The following is a 20,246-nucleotide window of genomic DNA, read 5'->3' on the forward strand; positions in this document are numbered from 1 at the left end:
CGGGCGTAGATGTCGCAATCCACACCGAACCCAGAAGGCCCTCACCTGTTCAAGCACCCAGCACGCGTGTCACCAACGTCCCGGGACAGCACAGCTAGAGCGCCGCCGGCCGGTGTTTCGTCACACGAATACGCCGCCCGCCCCGCAACCGGCGCAGGACCACCCCACCTCCCCCACGACCACCGCACCACCGTCGCGCGTCCCCCGCACGGCGGTCACAGCGGGCCGGCCGGCGTCAGGTCCGGCCGCGGGCCCGGCGGGAGACCACCGCCCGCAGTACCCGGCGGCCCTCCGTGGAGATCTCCAGGGCACGGCGCAGCCCGGCCGGGCCGTGGCCGGTGAGCGCGTCCAGGACGGTGAGCTGGCGGCGCAGTTCGGCGGCGACGAGCGGGGACTGCGACTCCGCGCCGCCCGCACGGCGGACGTCGTCCCCGAGGGCGGCGTCCGTCGCGGGGTCGAGGAGCCGGTGGATGCGGAGCGAGGCGACGGAACAGGCGTCGGCCCACGTCCGCAGTGCGGCCCCCGAGCACTCGGCCGGCGCCGCGGCCAGCATCCGGCGGGCCAGCAGTACGGACTCGTCCTCGCCGCTCGCGCCGGGCCCGGCGAGCGCGTCGCGCACCCGCTCCAGTTCCCGTGCCCAGTCGGCCCCGGTACGCGCGTCGTCGGCGAGGGTGCCCCACAGGGGCCGCAGTACCTCGTCACCGCCGTCCAGCAGAGGCAGGCAGCGATCCAAACAAGCCAGTCCACTCCCGGCGAGTCCGCGTGCGTCGGCCCGCGCGATCAGTTCCACCAGGCTCATCCGGTGCCTCCCTGTTTCTGCCGTTCCGCCCCGCTCACGACCACGGAGCCCGCACTTCCCCTTACTGCGTGCGACGGCCCGGGAGTGTCACAGCGGCACCACGCCCAACCGGTCGAGGAACCGGAAGAAGAGGTTTTCGGCCACCGGGTCACCGGCGGCACCACCAGCGGCTCCGCCCTCGGGAGCGGCCTCGGAACCGGCGCCCGGGTCGGCCGCCAGCACCTCCGTCAGCTCCCCGGCGCTCGCGGTGCGCCCGGCCTCGGCCGCCCAGGCGACGGCACGCCCGGCGGCGTCGCGGGGCTCGAGGAAGTAGTCCTCCAGGGTGAGCCCCTCCTTCTCCGCGCCGAGGTACCCGGCCATCGCGGACCGCGCCAGGCAGGTCGTCCACGCCCCGCTCTCGGGCGCCGCCGCCTCCACGACCACGCAGTCGCTGTCCATGACGTACCCGAACAGCGCGGGCGCGCCGGTCTGCCCGGCCAGGTCGTTCATGTTCCCGACGTCGCCGTCGCCGCCCGGGAACTCCCACACCTGCCAGCCGTCCGGCGCGGACCGGCGCAGCGTCATGTCCGCGGCGCCCGACAGCGCGTCCAGCTCCGTGAGCGGCCGCTCGGCCCGGCCCACGACGAAATAGCCCCAGTAGCCCATGTCCCGGCTCCCCCCGCGTGTCCGTTCGGCTCGTCAAAAGACCACCACAGCCGTACGGAAGTTCGCAGCCGTATCGGACAATCTCGTGCCGGGCGGTCGGTCGAGCCGGTCAGTCGAGCCGGTTCGCCAGCGCCTTGAAGTCGGCCCAGGACAGCTCCGGCTTCTCCGGGTCCCACAGCTTCTGGACCGTCGCCGCCAGCGGCAGCCGGATGCCCTCGGCGACCTGCGCCTGCGTCTGCGCGTTCGGAATGTCTCCCCAGACCGCGAAGCTGCCGCCGAGTATCTGGTCGTCGTACTTGGCGTCGACCGCCTTCGTCCCCCGGATCACACGCGGGGTCCACTGCTCGTAGATGCGCTCGCCGGTCGGGTAGACGAAGGTCAGCGGCTCGCCGAGGACGTAGTAGAGGAACTCGTCGTTGTAGTTGATGACCTCGCGGCCCGCGCTCAGGTACTCGGTCGGCTGCCGGGCGCCGATCTCCTTGCCGGTCCAGTAGGCGACCTGGATCTCCTTCAGCGGCTCGACGGACGTGTCCTTGAAGAAGCCGTCGTTCCAGGCGCGCGGGGTGCGGTCGTGGGCCATGACCGTCTTGGCGCGGGCGTTGAGCCAGCCGGTGGTGAGGTCGGCGACGGTGCCGCCGGGGCCGTACGCCTCGCGGGCGGCGGCGGCCAGGTCCGGGTAGGACGCCTCGGGGTCGGGCACGACGAGCGCCTGGTACTCGTCGGCGCCCAGGTGCCACTGCGAGCCGGGGAAGAGGTCGGCGTACTCGTTCAGCAGGTCGTCGACGATCTCGGCGGCCTCCGGCTTGGAGATGTCGATCGCGCCGCGCGTGGGCGTGCCCTGCGCGTTGCGCAGCTGGAGGTCGGGGTGGGCGGCGATCACGGCGCCGAGGTGTCCGGGCGAGTCGATCTCGGGGACGACGGTGATGTGCCGGGAGGCCGCGAGGTCGATGATCTCCTTGACCTCGGCCTTGGTCAGGTGGTCGTCGGAGACGATCTCGGGGTGCGAGTCGGACTCGATGCGGAAGGCCTGGTCGTCGGAGAAGTGCAGGCCCAGCTCGTTGAACTTCAGGTCGCCGAGCTCGCGTATCCGGTCCTTGATCCAGTCGGCGTCGTAGTGCTTGCGGGCGATGTCGAGCATGAACCCGCGCCGCTCCTTGGCCGGCTCGTCCTTCACCTCGCCCTCCGGCGCGGTGCCGCCGCCGTCCACGGCCTGTTTCAGGGTCCGGGTGCCGTAGTAGACGCCCGCCTCGGCCGGCCCGGTGACGGTGACCCGGCCGTCACGCACGGTCATGGTGTACGACTCCGGGTCGGCGCCCTTGTCCTGCTTGACGTCCAGCAGCAGGTCCCCGGCGCGCTCGTCGTCCTTCTCCCCCGCGTACGACATGCCCAGCTCGTCCGCGATCAGCCGCCCCTCGTCGGCGAGGGAGGCGTCGGCGACGACCACGCGGTGGTCCTTCTCCGGCTGCCAGCCGGGGCCGCGGGCCGGGGTGTGCTCACGCACCGCCGGTATCGTGCGCGGCTCCTGGGAGAGCGGGTACGAGCGGCTGGGGCTGGGGGCCGCGGCCTCCTCGGAGGTGCGGGCGGCCGGCGCTCCCGGCCCGCCGTCCCCGTCGGTGGCCCACAGGCCGACTCCCACGCCGAGGGCGGCGACCACCGTGCCGGCGATCACGGCCCGCTGTCTCACCTTGTGCGCCGGTATCCGGCGTCCGTGCTGGCTCACAGCGCCAACCTAGGGCCGCGAGCTCCACCATGCGTCCACCACATGTTCTGAAACTCTCCCGTTCAGGTGAAATTCGGGCATCGGTCGGACACGCCATGCCGTCACTCGATAACGTGACGCCACTTCCTTCGCACAATCCCCTGCCGACACACACGTGACGCCCACGAGGACCCACGCTGCCTGCGCACCGTCTCCCAGACTTCCCCGGCCGAGTGGCCATACCGGTACAAGCGCAAACCCGCGCCACACCGGTAACGCCCTCTTCGCTGGAGCGCTTCAACACAGCGCCCTCCGACGAGGCCGCCCACACCCTCCTGACCTGCCTGAACAGCCACCACTGGGCCCACCGCCTCACCTCCCACCGCCCCTACCCCGACCTCCCGTCCCTCCTGGCGGCCGCGGACGAGGCGGCGTACGACCTCTCCCCGGACGACCTGACGGAGGCCCTGGCCGCGGAAACCCTCCCGCCCCTCCCGCAGGACACCTACGCGGCGGCCCACACGGCCCTGAACGCGGCGACCGCGGCCTACGAGAGCCGTTTCGGACACGCGTTCGTCATCTGCCTGGACGGCATGCCCGCGAACGAGGCCCTGGACCACGCCCTCGCAGGCATCCGGTCACGATTGGCAAACGATCCCGACGAGGAACGCCAGGTAGCGGCAGACGAACTCCGGCGCCTCGCGAGAAGCAGACTGACCGACGTCCTTCAGGGGCGCGGGGAACTGCGCGACCAGCCACCCACGCCCCGCACCCGGCAAACCACCCAAAGCCCCACCCCCTGAGCCGCCCCGCAGCCCACCCCACTGCTCCTTTGAGTGCAACTTTGATCACACAAGCAGGCCCCCCGTAAGCGCCGCAGGCAACCGTCGCTACGATGCTGGGGGCCGGTGGACCGTACCCGGCCGGGCCCGACCGACAAGGAAAGCCGGCGCGGCCCCAATCCCCGCTCCCGGAGGAAACTTCCGTGCCGGCTGGAACGCTGTACCGCGGCCGGGAAGGAATGTGGTCCTGGGTGGCTCACCGAGTCACCGGCGTCCTCATTTTCTTCTTCCTGTTCGTCCACGTGCTGGACACCGCTCTCGTCCGTGTGTCCCCCGAGGCCTACGACACCGTCGTGGCCACGTACAAGACGCCGATCGTCGCGCTTCTGGAATACGGCCTCGTCGCCGCCATCCTGTTCCACGCGCTGAACGGCCTGCGTGTCATCGCCGTCGACTTCTGGGTCAAGGGCGCCCGCTACCAGAAGCAGATGCTCTGGACCGTCGTCGGTCTGTGGGTCGTGCTGATGGTCGGGGCGATCTACCCCGTCCTCGGCCACGCCGCTCGTGAACTGTTCGGGAGCTGACGCGCATGTCGACCACTGAAACCACCGCCTCCGGCATCGGCCCCGTCGAGGGCGCCGGCGCCTCCGTCTACGACGTGGACAATCCCGCGCCGCTGATCGAGCCGCCCCGCAAGCGGACCAAGAAGTCCCCGAAGTCCACGCGCGGCAACTTCGAGATGGCCGCCTGGCTCTTCATGCGCCTGTCCGGCGTCGTGCTGGTCGTCCTGGTCATCGGCCACCTGCTCATCCAGCTGGTGCTGGACGGCGGCGTCTCCAAGATCGGCTTCGCCTTCGTGGCCGGCCGCTGGGCCTCGCCGTTCTGGCAGGTCTGGGACCTGCTGATGCTGTGGCTGGCGATGCTGCACGGCGCGAACGGCCTGCGCACGGTCATCAACGACTACGCGGAGCGCCCGAACACCCGCCTGTGGCTCAAGGGCCTGCTCTACACCGCCACGGTGTTCACCATCCTGCTGGGCACGCTGGTGATCTTCACCTTCGACCCGAACATCCGCTAGGCACGGGGCTGCGAAAATCATGAAGGTACACAAGTACGACACCGTCATCGTCGGCGCCGGTGGCGCCGGCATGCGCGCGGCCATCGAGTCGACGAAGCGCAGCCGCACCGCCGTCCTGACGAAGCTCTACCCCACCCGCTCCCACACGGGCGCCGCGCAGGGCGGCATGGCCGCCGCGCTGGCCAACGTGGAGGAGGACAACTGGGAGTGGCACACCTTCGACACGGTCAAGGGCGGTGACTACCTGGTCGACCAGGACGCCGCCGAGATCCTGGCGAAGGAGGCCATCGACTCGGTCCTCGACCTGGAGAAGATGGGCCTGCCGTTCAACCGGACGCCGAACGGCACGATCGACCAGCGCCGCTTCGGCGGCCACAGCCGCAACCACGGCGAGGCGCCGGTCCGCCGGTCCTGCTACGCGGCCGACCGCACCGGTCACATGATCCTCCAGACGCTGTACCAGAACTGCGTCAAGGAGGGCGTGGAGTTCTTCAACGAGTTCTACGTCCTGGACCAGCTGATCACCGAGGTCGACGGCGTCAAGAAGTCGGCCGGCGTGGTGGCCTACGAGCTGGCGACCGGCGAGATCCACGTCTTCCAGGCGAAGTCCGTGATCTACGCCTCCGGCGGCACCGGCAAGTTCTTCAAGGTGACCTCCAACGCGCACACGCTGACCGGTGACGGCCAGGCGGCCGTGTACCGGCGCGGGCTGCCGCTGGAGGACATGGAGTTCTTCCAGTTCCACCCGACCGGCATCTGGCGCATGGGCATCCTGCTGACGGAGGGCGCCCGCGGTGAGGGCGGCATCCTCCGCAACAAGGACGGCGAGCGCTTCATGGAGAAGTACGCGCCGGTCATGAAGGACCTCGCCTCCCGCGACGTCGTCTCCCGCTCCATCTACACGGAGATCCGCGAGGGCCGCGGCTGCGGTCCCGAGGGCGACCACGTCTACCTGGACCTCACCCACCTCCCGCCGGAGCAGCTGGACGCCAAGCTGCCCGACATCACGGAATTCGCGCGGACCTACCTCGGCATCGAGCCCTACACGGACCCGATCCCGATCCAGCCGACCGCGCACTACGCCATGGGCGGCATCCCGACCAACGTCGAGGGTGAGGTCCTCAGCGACAACACCACCGTCGTCCCGGGCCTGTACGCGGCCGGCGAGGTCGCCTGCGTGTCGGTGCACGGCGCCAACCGCCTGGGCACCAACTCGCTGCTGGACATCAACGTCTTCGGCAAGCGGGCCGGCATCGCGGCCGCGGAGTACGCGCAGAAGGCGGACTTCGTCGAGCTGCCCGAGGACCCGGAGTCCCTGGTCGTCGAGCAGATCGAGCGGCTGCGCTCCTCCACCGGCACCGAGCGGGTGGCGACGCTCCGCCGCGAGCTGCAGGAGACCATGGACGCCAACGTCATGGTGTTCCGCACCGAGCAGACGATCAAGACGGCGGTCGAGAAGATCGGCGAGCTGCGCGCCCGCTACAAGAACGTGGCGATCCAGGACAAGGGCCGGCGCTTCAACACCGACCTGCTGGAGGCCGTCGAGCTGGGCAACCTGCTCGACCTGGCCGAGGTCATGGCGGTGTCCGCGCTCGCCCGCAAGGAGTCGCGCGGCGGCCACTACCGCGAGGACTTCCCCAACCGCGACGACGTCAACTTCATGCGCCACACCATGGCGTACCGCGAGGTGGGCGACGACGGCGCCGAGTCCATCCGGCTCGACTACAAGCCGGTCGTCCAGACCCGCTACCAGCCGATGGAGCGTAAGTACTGATGGCTACCCCTGTCATGGAGAAGAACGACTCGGCCCCCGAGCCCGGGTTCGCCGACTCCCCGTACATCACGGTCACCTTCCGCGTCCGCCGGTTCAACCCGGAGGTCTCGGCGGAGGCGACCTGGGAAGACTTCCAGCTGGAGATCGACCCGAAGGAGCGTGTCCTCGACGCGCTGCACAAGATCAAGTGGGACCTCGACGGAAGCCTCACCTTCCGCCGTTCCTGCGCGCACGGCATCTGCGGTTCCGACGCCATGCGGATCAACGGCAAGAACCGCCTTGCCTGCAAGACGCTGATCAAGGACGTCAGCCCCGAGAAGCCGATCACGGTCGAGGCCATCAAGGGCCTGACGGTCCTCAAGGACCTGGTCGTCGACATGGAGCCGTTCTTCCAGGCGTACCGGGACGTGATGCCCTTCCTGATCACGAAGGACACCAACGAGCCGACGCGTGAGCGCCTCCAGACCGCCGAGGACCGCGAGCGCTTCGACGACACGACCAAGTGCATCCTGTGCGCCGCCTGCACGTCCTCGTGCCCGGTGTTCTGGAACGACGGGCAGTACTTCGGCCCGGCGGCCATCGTCAACGCGCACCGCTTCATCTTCGACTCGCGTGACGAGGCCGGCGAGCAGCGGCTGGAGATCCTCAACGACCGCGACGGCGTCTGGCGCTGCCGCACGACCTTCAACTGCACGGACGCCTGCCCGCGCGGCATCGAGGTCACCAAGGCGATCGCGGAGGTGAAGCGGGCGCTGATCACGCGCCGCTTCTGACCCGCACGCGCCGAGCACACGGCCGAGGGCCCCGATCGTCTCGATCGGGGCCCTCGGCCGTACTACGGGGCGGTGAGGCGGCGTCAGCCGCGCAGCACGCGGCCCTGCTTGTCCGTGCGGTCGTTGCTGACCAGGAACATGACGCCGTCGATCAGGGCCCAGAAGCCCAGGCCGCCGCAGGTGAGGAGCTGGGCGACACCGACGCCGACGGAACCGACGTAGAAGCGGCCGATGCCCAGGGTGCCCAGGAAGATCTGGAGGAGGCCGGCGACGATCTTCGACTTGTCGGAGTACTGGCGGCCCTGCGGGTCGTAGCCGTACGGCGCGGCGGGGTTCGGGGGGACGGTCATGGTGGTGGTGCTCCTGGGGAGAGGTGAGAACGGGCCGGGACGGAACGGCCGCCCGGGGGCCCAGGAAGGAACACCGCTGATCGCGCACGGAATTGCACGGCGGTCCACGTAGCGCCGTGGACGTCCCCCCTGTGCGAGGAGAGCTTAAAGAGACTGGTGGGGCCGGCGGGAGTGGATTCGAGCGAACGTTCCCATTCTGTGATCATGCGATCGTCAACCCGCGCCGTGCTCCCGGCGTCTCAGACGAGGTTGCGCGCCACCGTCCACGCCACCGCCGTCAGCAGGATCAGCGCCTGGCCCCACGGGGCGACCCGGGGCCGGTAGAAGCGCCCGCGCAGGCCCTCCACCGTCCAGCGGCCCCACAGAGCCAGCGCGAACGGCGCGGCGAGCAGCAGGGCCCGGTTGTCCAGCCAGGCCGCCGCGAAGTGACCGTGCATCAGGTCGTACGTCATGCGGGTGCCGCCGCAGGCCGGGCACAGCAGCCCGGTGACGTACCGGAACGGGCACTGGGGCAGGAGGTGGCCGGACTCGTGCGGGTCGGTGAACCACAGGTACCCGGCCCCCGCGGCACCCGCGACGAGCACCGCGAGGGGCGCCGCCGCGGGATGCCACGACGGGCGCCGCCTCGCAGACGGTGCCGTGCGGGCCGCGTCAGCCACGCAGGACCCGCCCCTGGGCGTCCGTACGGTCGTTGCTGACCAGGTACATGATGCCGTCGATCAGCGCCCAGAAGCCGAGCCCGCCACAGGTGAGGAGCTGGGCTATGCCCATGCCGACGTTGCCGACGTAGAACCGGCCGATGCCGAAGCTGCCGAGGAAGAGCTGGAGCACGCCGGCGACGATCTTGGACTTGTCGGAGAGCGGGCGCCCGTAGGGGTCGTAGCCGTAGGGCGCGTTGGGGTCCGCGGCGTAGTAGCCGGGCGCCTGCTGGTAGGGGGTCTGGTAGCCGCCCGGGGGCTGCTGAGGGCCACCCTGCGGGTAGCCGTAGGGACCGGCCTGGCCGGTCGGGCCGGAGGCCTGGTTCGGATAGCCGTAACCGGGCGGCTGGTTCGGCTGCTGCGGCTGCTCGCTCACAGTGGTGTCACTCCTGGACGTTGCGGAAAACTGCCGGTCATATTGCAGGACTGTACGAACAAAGAGAAGTCGGAGCCCGGGAGTAGCGGTCCGCCCGACGAGTGACCCAGGCGCCGCCGCGTCGCCGGTTGCGCCCTCTTCACTCCGCGTACACCTAATGTGACGTCATGTCAGATCATGAGTCGTACGAACTGCTCGGGTTCGACAACGTGCTGCTGCCCGTCGGGGACCTCGGCGTGGCCGTCGACTTCTACGAGCGGGCCGGCTTCCCGGTCGCCTACCGGCTCGACGAGGCCGGGATCGCCCTGCTGAAGGTGGGGGTCGAGACGCCGGGCCTCCTGCTGCGCCACGAGGAGGAGTTCGGGCGCCAGCCGCCGATGTGGCCCTCGGCGCGGGTGTGGCTGGAGGTGACGGACGCCCGCAGGGCGGCCCGCGAACTGCGCGACGCCGGGGTGCCGCCGCTCGACGAGCCGTTCCCCGTCGCCACCGGCTGGACCGTCGAGTTCGCCGACCCGTGGGGGAACGTCATCGGCCTCACCGACTACAGCAAGCGGCCGGAGCTGGGCCGGCGGCCGTGACGCGGGCCACTCCCACACCAAGTTGAACGCGTTCAAAAGGAGGTCTACAGTCACTCCTGTCAGCGTTTTGAACGCGTTCAAGGAGGGGTGGGGCATGGACCGCACCGTCATCGCCTACGTCATCTACCTGGTCGTCAGCATCGGTCTGACCGTCTGGGTGGCCCGCACGCTCAGCCGCAACGGCCGGATCTTCCTCGCCGACGTGCTGCACGGCAACGAGAAGCTCGCCGACGCCGTCAACCACCTCCTGGTGGTCGGCTTCTACCTGGTGAACCTCGGCTTCGTCGCCCTCTACCTGAGCGACGACGAAACCATCGCCGACACCCGCGGCATCTTCGAGGCCCTGTCGACCAAGCTGGGCGTGGTGCTGCTGGTGCTCGGCGTGATGCACCTGGGCAACGTCTACGTGCTCAACAAGATCCGGCGGCGCGGGATGATGGAGCGCGAGCAGGTGCCGCCGGTCCCGCCGCAGGGCTGGGCCGCTCCGACGGCCGGGGCCTGAGCCGATGGCCCACGCTCCCGGGACGGCCGGCGCCCCCGTGCGCCGGCTCACCGTCCTCTACGACGCCGAGTGCTCGCTGTGCGTCCACGTACGGGACTGGCTGCTGCGGCAGCCGCGGCTGGTGCCGCTGGACCTGGTCCCGGCCGGGTCGGACGAGGCGCGACGGCGCTTCCCCGGCCTCGACCACGCGGCCACCTTCGACGAGGTCACCGCCGTCGGCGACGCCGGCCAGATCTACCGGGGCGCCGCCGCCTGGGTCGTCGTCCTGTGGGCGCTGCGCAGGTACCGCAGGCTCGCCCACCGGCTCAGCACACCCACCGGGGCGGTACTGGCCCGGGGAGCCGTGCTCGCCGCCGCGAAGTGGCGGGGCGGGCAGCAGCGGTGGGGAGGGACCGGGTACCGCCGGGCCGACATCGACGGGGGCGGCGCGCAGCGCCTCGGTGAGGGGCGGTGGTCGGGTGACGGGTGGGCGTACGAGCCGCGGCTCGGGTGGGTCTACACCGGACCCGGCTGTGACGACGGCTCCTGCGCGACTCGTTAGGCTCGGTGCCGTGCCCGCGAAGAACGACGGCCCCGACGACGGCGCCCACCTCAGCAAGTCCGAGCAGACCCGCGCGCTGATCCTGGAGACGGCCATGCGGCTGTTCCAGGAACGCGGCTACGACCGGACGACGATGCGGGCCATCGCCCAGGAGGCCGGGGTCTCCGTCGGCAACGCGTACTACTACTTCGCCGGCAAGGAGCACCTGATCCAGGGCTTCTACGACCGGATCGCCGCCGAGCACCAGGCGGCGGTCCGGGAGGTGCTGGCCCGCGAGAGCGATCTGGAGGCGCGGCTGGCGGGCGTGCTGAAGGTCTGGCTGGACATCGCCACGCCGTACCACGAGTTCGCGGTGCAGTTCTTCAAGAACGCCGCCGACCCGGACAGCCCGCTCAGCCCCTTCTCCCCGGAGTCGGAGCACGCCCGGGCGGAGGCCATCAGCATCCACCGCGCGGTGCTCGCCGGGGCGAAGACCAAGGTGCCCGAGGACCTGCGGGACATCCTGCCCGAGCTGATGTGGCTCTCGCAGATGGGCCTGGTCCTGTACTGGATCTTCGACCGCACGGAGGGGCGCGAGCGCAGCTACCGGCTCGCCGAGCGCGGCGCCCGGCTCACCGCGCGGGGCGTCGTGCTGGCCCGTTTCCGGGTGCTGCGCCCGCTGGTGCGCGAGGTGCACGAGCTGTTCACGGACTTCCTGCCGGGGATGACGAAGGCGCTGCCGGACCCCGCGAAGAAGCCTGCGCGGGATTCCGGCCCTCAGGCCTGACGGGACGCCAGCTCGATCACCGTGATGTCCGACTCGGCCCCCACCCGCGTGGGCGGTCCCCAGGCACCCGCTCCCCGGCTGACGTACAGCTGGGTGTCGCCGTAGCTTTCCAGGCCCGCCAGGGTCGGGTTGGCGGCGCCCGCGATGAGGTTGCCGGGCCACAGCTGGCCGCCGTGGGTGTGGCCGGAGAGCTGGAGGTCGACGCCGTGGTCGACGGCGTCGTGGATCATCACCGGCTGGTGGGCGAGGAGCACGCAGGCGCGGGCGCGGTCCCGGTCGCCGAGGGCCTTGGCGTAGTCGGGGCCCTGCCCCTCGTCCTCGCCGGCCACGTCGTTGACCCCGGCCAGGTCGAAGTGGGGCAGCTCGGTGCGGGCGTTCTCCAGCGGGATCAGGCCGAGGCGGCGCACTTCGGCGACCCACTGTTCGGCGCCGGAGAAGTACTCGTGGTTGCCGGTGACGAAGTACGCGCCGTGCCGCGCCTTCAGCTGGGCCAGCGGGGCCGCCGCCGGACCGAGGTCCGTCACGCTGCCGTCGACCAGGTCACCGACGACGGCGATCAGGTCGGGCTGCGTGGAGTTGATGGTGTCGACGACCTTCTGCGCGAAGCCCCGGCCGAGCACCGGGCCGAGGTGGATGTCGCTGACCACGGCGATGCGGAAACCGTGCGCCGCGCGCGGAAGCTTGGCCAGCGGCACGGTGACCCGCTTCACGCTCGGGCCGTTCAGCACGCCGTACGTGCCGTAGCCGACCGTCCCGACGGCCGCCGCGGCGGCGGCACCCGCGACGACGCGGGAGACGAAGAGGCGGCGGGAGGGGAGCGCGAGGGGGCTCTCGGGCGGGGTGCACAGTGCGCCGGTGCCGGCATCCGCGTCCGGGGCGCCAGGGGTGCCGGTGTCGGTGTCCGGGGCCTCGGTGGTCTTGGGCGGGGCGGTCCCGGCCGGTATGCGGTTGGTGTCCGGGGCCGGGGCCGGGGACTTGCGGGGCTCCGGCTCCGGCTCAGCCCGCCGCCGCCCGGACGCCCGGCGCTCCAGGAACCGCCGCAGCAGCGGCCGTACGATTTCGCCCGCCAGCACGGCGAGCAGCAGGTAGATCGACAGGGCCAGCCACAGGAAGCCCGGCCAGGCCAGGACGCGCTGGAGCCAGAAGGGGGCGCCCGCGCGCTCGGCGACCAGCGCGCCGACCGCCAGCACCCAGCCCCCGGCGACCACCGCCGCGCCGATGCGGCGCACGGGACCGGGACCGCGGGTCGTGTCGCGGAACAGGCGCCGCCACACGTACCAGTTGGCCGTCGCGATGACGCCCACCACGGCCAGCGCGACGAGCGCGAAGACGACCACCATGCCGTCGATTCCCCTCAGTTGCGGCGTCCGCGACGCCTATGACGTTCGGCGCAGTGCGCGCACCCCGCGCAACCCGATGACCCCCACGACCGTCCCCAATACGAAGGAGACGACCGCGAGCAGCAGGTGCACCCAGAAGTACGCCGTCGGGTCGCCGTCCTCGAACGCGAGCCCACTGCTGTCCTTGATCAGATTTTTGACGAAAGTGATCCAGATGATCCAGCTCCACACCCCGAAAGCGAGCAGGAACCAGGAGACGGGGCGGCTGAGCTTCATGCCTTCAGTATCGCCGCCGCGTGTCCGGAACCGTGCGCGGGGTGGGGAGCGGGGTGGGAAGGCGTCGCCCCCGGGAGGTACGTTCTCGCTCGTGCCCGCACCCACGAAGACCGCCAGGCGCGCCCTGACGGTCACCGCCGCCGCCCTGACCGCGCTCGGTCTCCTCTCCCCCGCCGCGCTCGCCGCGCCCAGTCCCTCGGCGAGCCCGTCGACGAGCCCGACGGCCACCCCGCCCGCGTCGATGTCGACCGTGGGCGGCGCGCGGCTCGGGAAGCCCGGGACGCAGGTCGACCTGGCGGGCGGGGCGCCCGTGCTGCCGAAGGACCTCACCGCCCGCTCGTGGATCGTGGCCGACGCCGAGTCCGGCGACGTGCTCGCCGCGCACAACGCGCACTGGCGGCTGGCCCCGGCGAGCACGCTGAAGATGCTCTTCGCCGACACGCTGCTGCCGAAGTGGCCGAAGACCACCAAGCACAAGGTCGCCCCCTCCGACCTGGCGGGCATCGGGGCGGGCTCCAGCATGGTCGGCATAAAGGAGGACGAGACCTACACCGTCCACGACCTGTGGCTCGGGGTCTTCCTGCGCTCCGGCAACGACGCCGTGCACGTGCTGTCCGCGATGAACGGCGGCGTGAAGAAGACCGTCGAGGAGATGAACGAGCACGCCGAGGAGCTCCAGGCTCTCGACACGACCGTGGTCACCCCGGACGGCTACGACGCGCCGGGCCAGGTCTCCTCCGCGTACGACCTGACGCTCATCGCCCGCTCCGGGCTGCAGAAGAAGGACTTCCGCGAGTACGCCTCGACGGTCCGCTCGAAGTTCCCCGGCGAGACGAAGAAGGACAAGAAGGGCAAGACGTCCCGCGAGTCCTTCGAGATCCAGAACACCAACCGCCTGCTGGCCGGCGACTCCGACGTGGAGGTCTACCCGGGCATCGCGGGCGTGAAGAACGGCTACACCACCAACGCCGGCTACACCTTCACGGGCGTCGCCGAGCAGGGCGGCAAGGTGCTGCTCGTCACCGTGATGAACCCGGAGAAGGACGAGCACAACGAGGTCTACAAGGAGACCGCCTGCCTCTTCGACTGGGGATTCAAGGCGGTCGGCAAGGTGAAGCCGGTGGGTGAGCTGGTCCCGCCGAAGAGCGCCGCGCAGGCGAGCCCCCGGCCGGACGCGTCGTCCTCCGGGCAGGCCGGGGGCACCGGGAAGGGCGCGGCGGGCACGCAGCCGGTGGCCGGAGCCCCGGCCGGGGAGGGTTCCAGCGGCGTCGGCGTCGCGGCCGGCATCACCGCCGGGGTGCTGGTGCTGCTCGCGGGCGGGGCGTGGCTGATCAACCGGCGGTGGCCGCTGCCGGACCTGGTCCGTCGCCGGACGCGCCCCTGACGCCCCGCTCGCCGCTCTCCTGGTCCGCACCCTCCTGGTCCCCGAGTTCCTGCTCCTTGCTGCCCGTCGCCGTCCAGGCGGCGCAGAACAGCACCAGCTTCGAGGTGAAGTTGATCCACAGCAGCAGGGCGACGGGGACGCCGAAGGCGCCGTACATGCTCTTGGCGGCGACGCCCTGCATGTAGCCGCTCAGCAGCAGCTTCAGCAGCTCGAAGCCGATCGCGCCGATCAGCGCGGCCACCACCAGCCGGCGGCGCGCGGGCTGTACGCCGGGGAGCAGGGTCAGGACGTACAGCAGCAGGAGGAAGTCGGCGAGTACGGCGACGGCGAACGCGGCGACGTAGAGCAGCACGCTGCCGAAGCCGCCGTCCAGGCCCAGCTGGCGGACGATCCAGCCGACCAGCGCCGAGGCGATGGTGGAGATGGCGACGGTGACCAGGAGGGCGCCGCCGAGACCGACGAGGACGCCGGCGTCCTTGGCCCGGTGCAGGACGGGGTTCTCCTCCTCGTCCGGCAGTTCCCAGACGGCGCGCAGACAGCCCCGGGTGGCGTCGACCCAGCCGATGCCGGTGAAGAGCAGCAGGGCGCCGGAGATCAGGCCGACGGTGCCGGCGTTGTCGATCAGGCCCTGGATGTTCAGCTGGTCGGAGATGCCGGGGATCTGCTCGGCGATCTTGTCCTGGAGCCGGCCCTGCTGATCCTTGCTGAGGGTGGCGGCGGCGACGGCGGCGGCCAGGCTGAGCAGCGGGAAGAGCGCGAGGAAGCTGGTGAAGGTCATGGCGGCGGCCAGCCGCGTCCACTTCACCCGGTCGAGTCGTTCGTAGGAGCGCCACGCGTGCGTGGTCATCAGCCGTGCCAGCCACGGCCCCACCACGGGGAGCTTCTTCAGCCAGTCCATGATCCGACCCTGCCCCCGCTCGTCCCGGTCCATGATCCCGTCGTGTCACCGGTTCCTGCCCCGGTGCGGAAGACCAGTGTTCTTGTGCCCCAGAAACGCAGGATGGTGGCCAGGACCATGCCGATTCCGGCGCCGGAGACCGTGTCGGCGCGCTGCGAGGTGAGGCCGAGGCCGTAGTGGCTGACGACCAGGCACAGCAGCTGTACGGCGGCTCCGGCGGCGTTCACCGCGAAGAAGACGGCGTACGGGCGCAGGCCCCGGGGGCGGGTGTGGCGGTAGGTGCCCAGCGCGTTGCCCGCGTAGGCGACGGAGCAGCCGGCGACGAAGGAGAGGGTCTTGGCGGTGAGCGGGTCGAGGCCCGCCGGGCCGCGCAGGAGCGTGAAGAGGGCGAGGTCGACGGCGTAGGCGAGGAGGCCGGCGGCGGCGAAGCCGGTCAGTTCGCGCCGCCGGGCTCCCTTGGCGGGGCCGTCTACCAATTGGCCACCGCCAGGGCGTACATCGCCACCCACACCACGCCGATCAGCGCGAGCGCCCGGTCGCGCAGGACGACGTCCTCGGGTTCGCCCGCGGTGCCGCGGTCGGCGAAGACGGCGTAGCGCAGGACGGCGAGGATGAAGGCGACCATGGACAGCTGGCGCCAGGGCAGCACGCTGGTGTGCGGGACGCCGCCCTCCTCCATGGCCCACAGGCAGTAGCCGAGGACGGCGACACCGGCCGCGAGCTGCCAGACGAAGCGGAGGTAGCCGGTGGTGTACTCGGTGAGCAGGGCGCGCGTGGCGCCCGCCTTCCCGGCCATCTGGACGGCCTCCGAGTAGCGCTTGGCGGAGACCATGAACAGCGCGCCGAAACCGGTCGTGATGAGGAACCAGCGCGACAGCGGGATGCCGAGCGCGAGTCCGCCGATCATCGCCCGCATCAGGAAACCGGTGGTGACGACGGCGAGGTCGACGACCAGGACGTGCTTGAGGCTGATGCAGTACGCCAGTTGCATGGCCAGGTAGGCGGTCAGCAGGGCGGCGACGGCGGGCGGGCACAGCCGGGCGGCGGCGAGGGGCGCGAGGACGCCCAGGGCTCCCCCGACGGCGTACGCGACGGGCACCGGGACCTGCCCGGCGGCCACGGGGCGGTGGCGCTTGACCGGGTGGGCGCGGTCGGCCTCGGCGTCGCGGGCGTCGTTGACGAGGTAGACGGCGGCGGCGCAGGCGGTGAACAGGACGAAGACCAGGGCGAGCCGGCTCAGGACGTTCGGGGCGAACAGTTCGCCGGCGGCGGCCGGGGCGGCGACGACCAGGACGTTCTTGACCCACTGGCGGGGGCGGGCGGTCCTCAGCAGACCGGCGAGGACCCCCTTGCGGCGGGGCGGCGCGGAGTCGGGCCGCTGCTCCGGTGCGCGTTGCCGAAGGACGGCCGTGTCAGTCACGGGGGCCTCCGCGCATCCAGTCGGCGCCGAGCCGGGCCGTGAGCGCGCCCAGGGCCGCGCCCGCGGCGACGTCCGAGGGGTAGTGGACGCCGACGACCAGCCGGGAGGCGCACACCGCGGCGGCGAGCGGCCAGACCGCGTGCACGCCGAGCGCGCCGAAGGCGACGGCGGCCGCGGCGGCCGAGGTGGCGTGGGAGCTGGGGAAGGAGTGCCGGCCGGCGGTGCGCACCAGGGGCACGACGTGCGCGGGGCGCGGACGGCGCACGATCCGCTTCACGCCCATGCTGACGACGTGCGCGCCCGCGGTGAGGGCGGTGCCGCGCAGCCAGGCCCGGCGTCGCGGGCCGTCCACGGCGGCTGAGGCGAGGCCCGCCGCGAGCCACAGCGCTCCGTGCTCCCCGGCCCAGGACAGGGCACGCGCGGCACCGGCCACGCGCGGGTCCGTGCCGCAGGCTCTGAGCGCCGTCACGATCCGGTGGTCCATGTCGTCGAGGTCGTCCATGTGGACTCACTGTTCACGCCCTGCGGCACGGAAGTCCGGCATGATGGAGCGACATACCATTAATCACCCGTTTCGGGGACGGGACGGATGTTCCTGGACCAACCGCCTGTATATGGGCGATACGGTCGCCGGCATGTCCGCCGACACCGTTCCCGCCGCCGAAGGAGACCCCGGTACGACGTGGGGTCCCGTCACCGGCTGGGGCCGCACCGCGCCCACCACCGCCCGGCTGATCCGCCCCCGCACCTACCAGGAGGCCGCCGACGCCGTCCGGGAGTGCGGGGCGCGCGGCGGCATCGCGCGGGGTCTGGGGCGGGCGTACGGGGACGCGGCGCAGAACGCGGGCGGCGCGGTGCTCGACATGACGGGCCTGGACCGCGTCCACGCCATCGACGCCGACGGCGGCACCGTGCTCTGCGACGCCGGCGTCTCCCTGCACCGGCTGATGGAAGTGCTGCTGCCGCTCGGCTGGTTCGTGCCGGTGACGCCCGGCACCCGCTACGTGACGGTCGGCGGGGCGATCGGCGCCGACATCCACGGCAAGAACCACCACGTGTCGGGTTCGTTCTCCCGGCACGTGCTGTCGTTCGAGCTGCTCACCGCCGACGGGCGGGTCCGCACCGTGGACCGGGGCACGCCGCTGTTCGACGCGACCGCCGGCGGCATGGGCCTGACCGGTGTGATCCTCACCGCGACCGTGCGGCTCCAGCCGGTCGAGACGGCGCTGATGTCGGTCGACACCGAGCGCGCCACCGACCTCGACGACCTGATGGCCCGCCTCACGGCCACCGACCACCGCTACCGCTACTCGGTCGCCTGGATCGACCTCCTCGCGCGGGGCGCGCGGACCGGCCGGGCGGTCCTCACCCGCGGCGACCACGCCCCGCTGGACGCCCTTCCCGAGCGCTCGCGGGCGCGGCGCGACCCGCTGGCCTTCCGCACCTCCCGGCTCCCGGCCGCCCCCGACCTGGTCCCGGACGGCCTGCTGAGCCGGACGACGGTGGGCCTGTTCAACGAGGTCTGGTACCGCAAGGCGCCCCGCGCCAGCCGGGGCCGGCTCCAGCGGATCTCCACCTTCTTCCACCCCCTGGACGGCGTCCCGCACTGGAACCGCGTCTACGGCCGCGGCGGCTTCGTGCAGTACCAGTTCGTCGTCGGCCACGACCGGGCGGACGACCTGCGCCGGATCGTGCGGCGCATCTCCGAGCACCGCTGCCCGTCCTTCCTGGCCGTCCTCAAACGCTTCGGGGAGGCCGACCCGGGCTGGCTCTCCTTCCCCGTGCCCGGCTGGACCCTCGCCCTGGACGTCCCGGCGGGCCTGCCGGGCCTCGGGGACTTCCTCGACGGCCTCGACGAGCAGGTCGCGCAGGCGGGCGGGCGCGTCTACCTCGCCAAGGACTCCCGGCTGCGGCCCGAACTGCTCGACGCGATGTACCCGCGTCTCGGCGACTTCCGCGCGCTGCGCGCGGAGCTGGACCCGCGCGGGGTGTTCGTGTCCGACCTGGCCCGCCGCCTCGCCCTCTGAGCCCTCTGAGCCCTCTGAGCAACCTTCTGGAGCAGCCGTGAAGGACGCCTTCGGCATCCCCCAGTCCCTCCTCGTCCTCGGCGGTACGTCCGAGATCGCGCTCGCCACCGCGCGCCGCCTCGTCGCCCGCCGCACCCGCACCGTCTGGCTGGCCGGCCGCCCCTCCCCCGCCCTGGACCGGTCGGCGGAGCGGCTGCGCGACCTCGGCGCCGACGTGCGCACCGTCGCCTTCGACGCGCTCGACCCCGAGTCCCACGAGGCGGCGCTCGGCAAGGTCTTCGCCGAGGGCGACATCGACATGGTGCTGCTCGCCTTCGGCGTCCTGGGCGACCAGGCGCACGACGAGCGGGAACCGCTGAACGCGGTGCGGGTGGCGCAGACCAACTACACCGGCGCGGTCTCGGCGGGCCTGATCAGCGCCCGCGCGCTCCAGGCCCAGGGCCACGGCTCGCTGGTGGTGCTCTCCTCCGTGGCCGGCGAGCGGGCCCGCCGCGCCAACTTCATCTACGGCTCCAGCAAGGCCGGCCTGGACGCCTTCGCGCAGGGCCTCGGCGACGCGCTGCACGGCACCGGCGTACACGTCATGGTCGTACGCCCCGGGTTCGTGCGGTCGCGGATGACCGAGGGTCTGGAGGAGGCGCCGCTCGCCACGACGCCGGAGGCGGTCGCCACGGCCATCGAGCTGGGGCTGCGACGGCGCTCGGAGACGGTGTGGGTGCCGGGCGCGCTGCGCGTGGTGATGTCGGCGCTGCGGCACCTGCCGCGGGGGGTGTTCCGGCGGCTGCCGGTGTAGGGACTGCCGGGCCCTAGCAGGTGGGCAGGGAGTCCCGTTCGACGCGGTCCGCCTGCGGGGGCACGGTGGCGCTGCCGAACGGGAACTCCCGCAGCTTGCGCCACACCCCGTCGGCGCCCTGCTCGTACAGCGCGAAGCCGGTGCAGGGCCACTGGGCCTCGTAGTCGGACAGCTCCTCGTAGGCGCGGTCCATCGCCGCCTCGTCGATGCCGTGGGCCACGGTGACGTGCGGGTGGTACGGGAACTGCAGTTCGCGTGGGACCGGGCCGGAGGCGTCGCGGACCCGCTTCTGCAGCCAGGAGCAGGCCGCGCCGCCCTCGACCACCTGGACGTAGACCACCGGCGAGAGCGGGCGGAAGGTGCCGGTGCCGGACAGGCGCATCGGGAAGGGGCGCCCTCGGGCCGCCACCTCCGCCAGGTGCGCCTCGATCGCGGGCAGCGCGCCGCCGTCGACCTCGGTCGGCGGCAGCAGGGTGACGTGCGTGGGGATGCCGTGAGCGGCGGCGTCGCCGAAGCCCGCGCGCAGCTGCTGGAGCTTGCTGCCGTGTGGCTCCGGGACCGCGATCGACACGCCGATCGTTACGGTCCCCACGTCGTCTCCTGTCGTTACGTGTCACTCGGTGATGTCGCTGGGTCGGACACCCGGATATCGACTGTACGGCCACGACCGTGCCCGGGGCAGGCGCAACCGGAGTGATGTGCAGCGCTACGGCGGCGTGCCGGGGCGCACGGGCGGGGCGGCGGGTG

The 20,246-nt window shown here is 71.9% G+C and carries 25 protein-coding genes; 12 read left to right on the forward strand and 13 right to left on the reverse strand.

Features of this window, described 5'->3' with window-relative positions; translation table 11 throughout:
• Positions 1 to 235: 235 nt before the first annotated feature.
• From KUM03_RS16010 to KUM03_RS16020, 3 genes are all read right to left on the reverse strand, one after another.
• The gene (locus KUM03_RS16010) at positions 236 to 799 is read right to left on the reverse strand and encodes a hypothetical protein (RefSeq protein ID WP_217249124.1); all 564 of its coding nucleotides are present in this window, start codon (positions 797 to 799) and stop codon (positions 236 to 238) included.
• Between the two features lie 87 nt (positions 800 to 886).
• Positions 887 to 1,444: a hypothetical protein gene (locus KUM03_RS16015; protein ID WP_217249126.1), complete on the reverse strand. Its 558-nt coding sequence runs from the start codon at positions 1,442 to 1,444 to the stop codon at positions 887 to 889.
• 109 nt (positions 1,445 to 1,553) lie between these two features.
• Entirely contained in the window at positions 1,554 to 3,164 is a 1,611-nt protein-coding gene (locus KUM03_RS16020) for a glycoside hydrolase family 20 protein (protein WP_374225322.1), read from the reverse strand.
• A gap of 212 nt (positions 3,165 to 3,376) precedes the next feature.
• On the opposite strand from KUM03_RS16020, the gene KUM03_RS16025 reads away from it, so the two are divergent.
• The 5 genes from KUM03_RS16025 to KUM03_RS16045 all read left to right on the forward strand — a co-directional run bounded on the left by KUM03_RS16025 (position 3,377) and on the right by KUM03_RS16045 (position 7,550).
• Positions 3,377 to 3,946, forward strand: coding sequence for a 2-oxo-4-hydroxy-4-carboxy-5-ureidoimidazoline decarboxylase (locus tag KUM03_RS16025; RefSeq protein ID WP_374225323.1), 570 nt, complete (start codon positions 3,377 to 3,379; stop codon positions 3,944 to 3,946).
• A 182-nt stretch (positions 3,947 to 4,128) separates the two neighbouring features.
• The gene (sdhC, locus tag KUM03_RS16030) at positions 4,129 to 4,509 is read left to right on the forward strand and encodes a succinate dehydrogenase, cytochrome b556 subunit (protein ID WP_217249128.1); all 381 of its coding nucleotides are present in this window, start codon (positions 4,129 to 4,131) and stop codon (positions 4,507 to 4,509) included.
• A 5-nt stretch (positions 4,510 to 4,514) separates the two neighbouring features.
• Positions 4,515 to 5,003 carry a succinate dehydrogenase hydrophobic membrane anchor subunit gene (locus KUM03_RS16035; RefSeq protein WP_073724829.1) on the forward strand — a complete coding sequence of 163 codons (489 nt, stop codon included), beginning with the start codon at positions 4,515 to 4,517 and terminating at the stop codon, positions 5,001 to 5,003.
• Between the two features lie 19 nt (positions 5,004 to 5,022).
• Positions 5,023 to 6,777 (forward strand): succinate dehydrogenase flavoprotein subunit, encoded by a 1,755-nt coding sequence (sdhA, locus tag KUM03_RS16040; protein WP_217249135.1) that lies wholly within the window; start codon positions 5,023 to 5,025, stop codon positions 6,775 to 6,777.
• The gene (locus KUM03_RS16045) at positions 6,777 to 7,550 is read left to right on the forward strand and encodes a succinate dehydrogenase iron-sulfur subunit (protein ID WP_217249136.1); all 774 of its coding nucleotides are present in this window, start codon (positions 6,777 to 6,779) and stop codon (positions 7,548 to 7,550) included. The genes sdhA and KUM03_RS16045 overlap by 1 nt, the downstream gene beginning before the upstream one ends.
• Before the next feature lie 83 nt (positions 7,551 to 7,633).
• On the opposite strand, the gene KUM03_RS16050 is transcribed toward KUM03_RS16045, so the two are convergent.
• The 3 genes from KUM03_RS16050 to KUM03_RS16060 form a co-directional block, all read right to left on the reverse strand.
• Positions 7,634 to 7,900: a TM2 domain-containing protein gene (locus tag KUM03_RS16050; RefSeq protein WP_217249138.1), complete on the reverse strand. Its 267-nt coding sequence runs from the start codon at positions 7,898 to 7,900 to the stop codon at positions 7,634 to 7,636.
• Between the two features lie 239 nt (positions 7,901 to 8,139).
• Positions 8,140 to 8,559: a DUF2752 domain-containing protein gene (locus tag KUM03_RS16055; protein ID WP_217249141.1), complete on the reverse strand. Its 420-nt coding sequence runs from the start codon at positions 8,557 to 8,559 to the stop codon at positions 8,140 to 8,142.
• Positions 8,552 to 8,974: a TM2 domain-containing protein gene (locus tag KUM03_RS16060; protein WP_217249143.1), complete on the reverse strand. Its 423-nt coding sequence runs from the start codon at positions 8,972 to 8,974 to the stop codon at positions 8,552 to 8,554. Before KUM03_RS16060 ends, KUM03_RS16055 begins: the two co-directional genes overlap by 8 nt.
• Positions 8,975 to 9,141: 167 nt before the next feature.
• Here KUM03_RS16060 and KUM03_RS16065 point away from each other — a divergent pair, with 167 nt between their 5' ends.
• From KUM03_RS16065 to KUM03_RS16080, 4 genes are all read left to right on the forward strand, one after another.
• Entirely contained in the window at positions 9,142 to 9,552 is a 411-nt protein-coding gene (locus KUM03_RS16065; protein WP_073724839.1) for a VOC family protein, read from the forward strand.
• Between the two features lie 94 nt (positions 9,553 to 9,646).
• The gene (locus KUM03_RS16070) at positions 9,647 to 10,054 is read left to right on the forward strand and encodes a hypothetical protein (RefSeq protein ID WP_217249148.1); all 408 of its coding nucleotides are present in this window, start codon (positions 9,647 to 9,649) and stop codon (positions 10,052 to 10,054) included.
• 4 nt (positions 10,055 to 10,058) lie between these two features.
• Positions 10,059 to 10,595: a thiol-disulfide oxidoreductase DCC family protein gene (locus KUM03_RS16075; RefSeq protein WP_217249150.1), complete on the forward strand. Its 537-nt coding sequence runs from the start codon at positions 10,059 to 10,061 to the stop codon at positions 10,593 to 10,595.
• 10 nt (positions 10,596 to 10,605) lie between these two features.
• Positions 10,606 to 11,361 (forward strand): TetR/AcrR family transcriptional regulator, encoded by a 756-nt coding sequence (locus KUM03_RS16080; protein ID WP_217249152.1) that lies wholly within the window; start codon positions 10,606 to 10,608, stop codon positions 11,359 to 11,361.
• Here KUM03_RS16080 and KUM03_RS16085 read toward each other — a convergent pair.
• Both KUM03_RS16085 and KUM03_RS16090 read right to left on the reverse strand, forming a co-directional pair.
• Positions 11,352 to 12,701, reverse strand: a complete 1,350-nt coding sequence (locus tag KUM03_RS16085; RefSeq protein ID WP_217249154.1) for a metallophosphoesterase — start codon at positions 12,699 to 12,701, stop codon at positions 11,352 to 11,354. The two genes, KUM03_RS16080 and KUM03_RS16085, sit on opposite strands and share 10 nt — an antisense overlap.
• A 36-nt stretch (positions 12,702 to 12,737) precedes the next feature.
• The gene (locus KUM03_RS16090; RefSeq protein WP_029394383.1) at positions 12,738 to 12,977 is read right to left on the reverse strand and encodes an SCO4848 family membrane protein; all 240 of its coding nucleotides are present in this window, start codon (positions 12,975 to 12,977) and stop codon (positions 12,738 to 12,740) included.
• Positions 12,978 to 13,068: 91 nt separating this feature from the next.
• Here KUM03_RS16090 and KUM03_RS16095 point away from each other — a divergent pair, with 91 nt between their 5' ends.
• Positions 13,069 to 14,361 (forward strand): D-alanyl-D-alanine carboxypeptidase family protein, encoded by a 1,293-nt coding sequence (locus KUM03_RS16095; RefSeq protein ID WP_374225325.1) that lies wholly within the window; start codon positions 13,069 to 13,071, stop codon positions 14,359 to 14,361.
• Here the strand turns inward: KUM03_RS16095 and KUM03_RS16100 are convergent.
• Genes KUM03_RS16100 through KUM03_RS16115 form a run of 4 tightly spaced genes read right to left on the reverse strand, consistent with a single transcriptional unit; the run spans position 14,309 to position 17,181 of the window.
• On the reverse strand, positions 14,309 to 15,259 hold the full coding sequence (locus tag KUM03_RS16100) for a YihY/virulence factor BrkB family protein (protein WP_217249157.1): 951 nt from the start codon (positions 15,257 to 15,259) through the stop codon (positions 14,309 to 14,311). The genes KUM03_RS16095 and KUM03_RS16100 overlap by 53 nt on opposite strands.
• Positions 15,247 to 15,735 carry a GtrA family protein gene (locus KUM03_RS16105; protein WP_217249160.1) on the reverse strand — a complete coding sequence of 163 codons (489 nt, stop codon included), beginning with the start codon at positions 15,733 to 15,735 and terminating at the stop codon, positions 15,247 to 15,249. The genes KUM03_RS16100 and KUM03_RS16105 overlap by 13 nt, the downstream gene beginning before the upstream one ends.
• Positions 15,729 to 16,679: a decaprenyl-phosphate phosphoribosyltransferase gene (locus KUM03_RS16110; protein WP_217249162.1), complete on the reverse strand. Its 951-nt coding sequence runs from the start codon at positions 16,677 to 16,679 to the stop codon at positions 15,729 to 15,731. Before KUM03_RS16110 ends, KUM03_RS16105 begins: the two co-directional genes overlap by 7 nt.
• Positions 16,672 to 17,181 (reverse strand): phosphatase PAP2 family protein, encoded by a 510-nt coding sequence (locus KUM03_RS16115; RefSeq protein WP_217249164.1) that lies wholly within the window; start codon positions 17,179 to 17,181, stop codon positions 16,672 to 16,674. Before KUM03_RS16115 ends, KUM03_RS16110 begins: the two co-directional genes overlap by 8 nt.
• Positions 17,182 to 17,314: 133 nt before the next feature.
• Between KUM03_RS16115 and KUM03_RS16120 the strand changes: the two genes are divergently transcribed.
• Together KUM03_RS16120 and KUM03_RS16125 are read left to right on the forward strand one after the other, a co-directional pair.
• Entirely contained in the window at positions 17,315 to 18,706 is a 1,392-nt protein-coding gene (locus KUM03_RS16120) for an FAD-binding oxidoreductase (RefSeq protein WP_217249166.1), read from the forward strand.
• Between the two features lie 37 nt (positions 18,707 to 18,743).
• Positions 18,744 to 19,499, forward strand: coding sequence for a decaprenylphospho-beta-D-erythro-pentofuranosid-2-ulose 2-reductase (locus KUM03_RS16125; RefSeq protein WP_217249168.1), 756 nt, complete (start codon positions 18,744 to 18,746; stop codon positions 19,497 to 19,499).
• Positions 19,500 to 19,512: 13 nt separating this feature from the next.
• Here the strand turns inward: KUM03_RS16125 and KUM03_RS16130 are convergent, their stop codons facing one another.
• The gene (locus KUM03_RS16130) at positions 19,513 to 20,091 is read right to left on the reverse strand and encodes a 2'-5' RNA ligase family protein (RefSeq protein ID WP_217249170.1); all 579 of its coding nucleotides are present in this window, start codon (positions 20,089 to 20,091) and stop codon (positions 19,513 to 19,515) included.
• Positions 20,092 to 20,246 lie beyond the last annotated feature (155 nt).

This window comes from Streptomyces sp. AC602_WCS936, assembly GCF_019049125.1.
Lineage (GTDB): Bacteria > Actinomycetota > Actinomycetes > Streptomycetales > Streptomycetaceae > Streptomyces.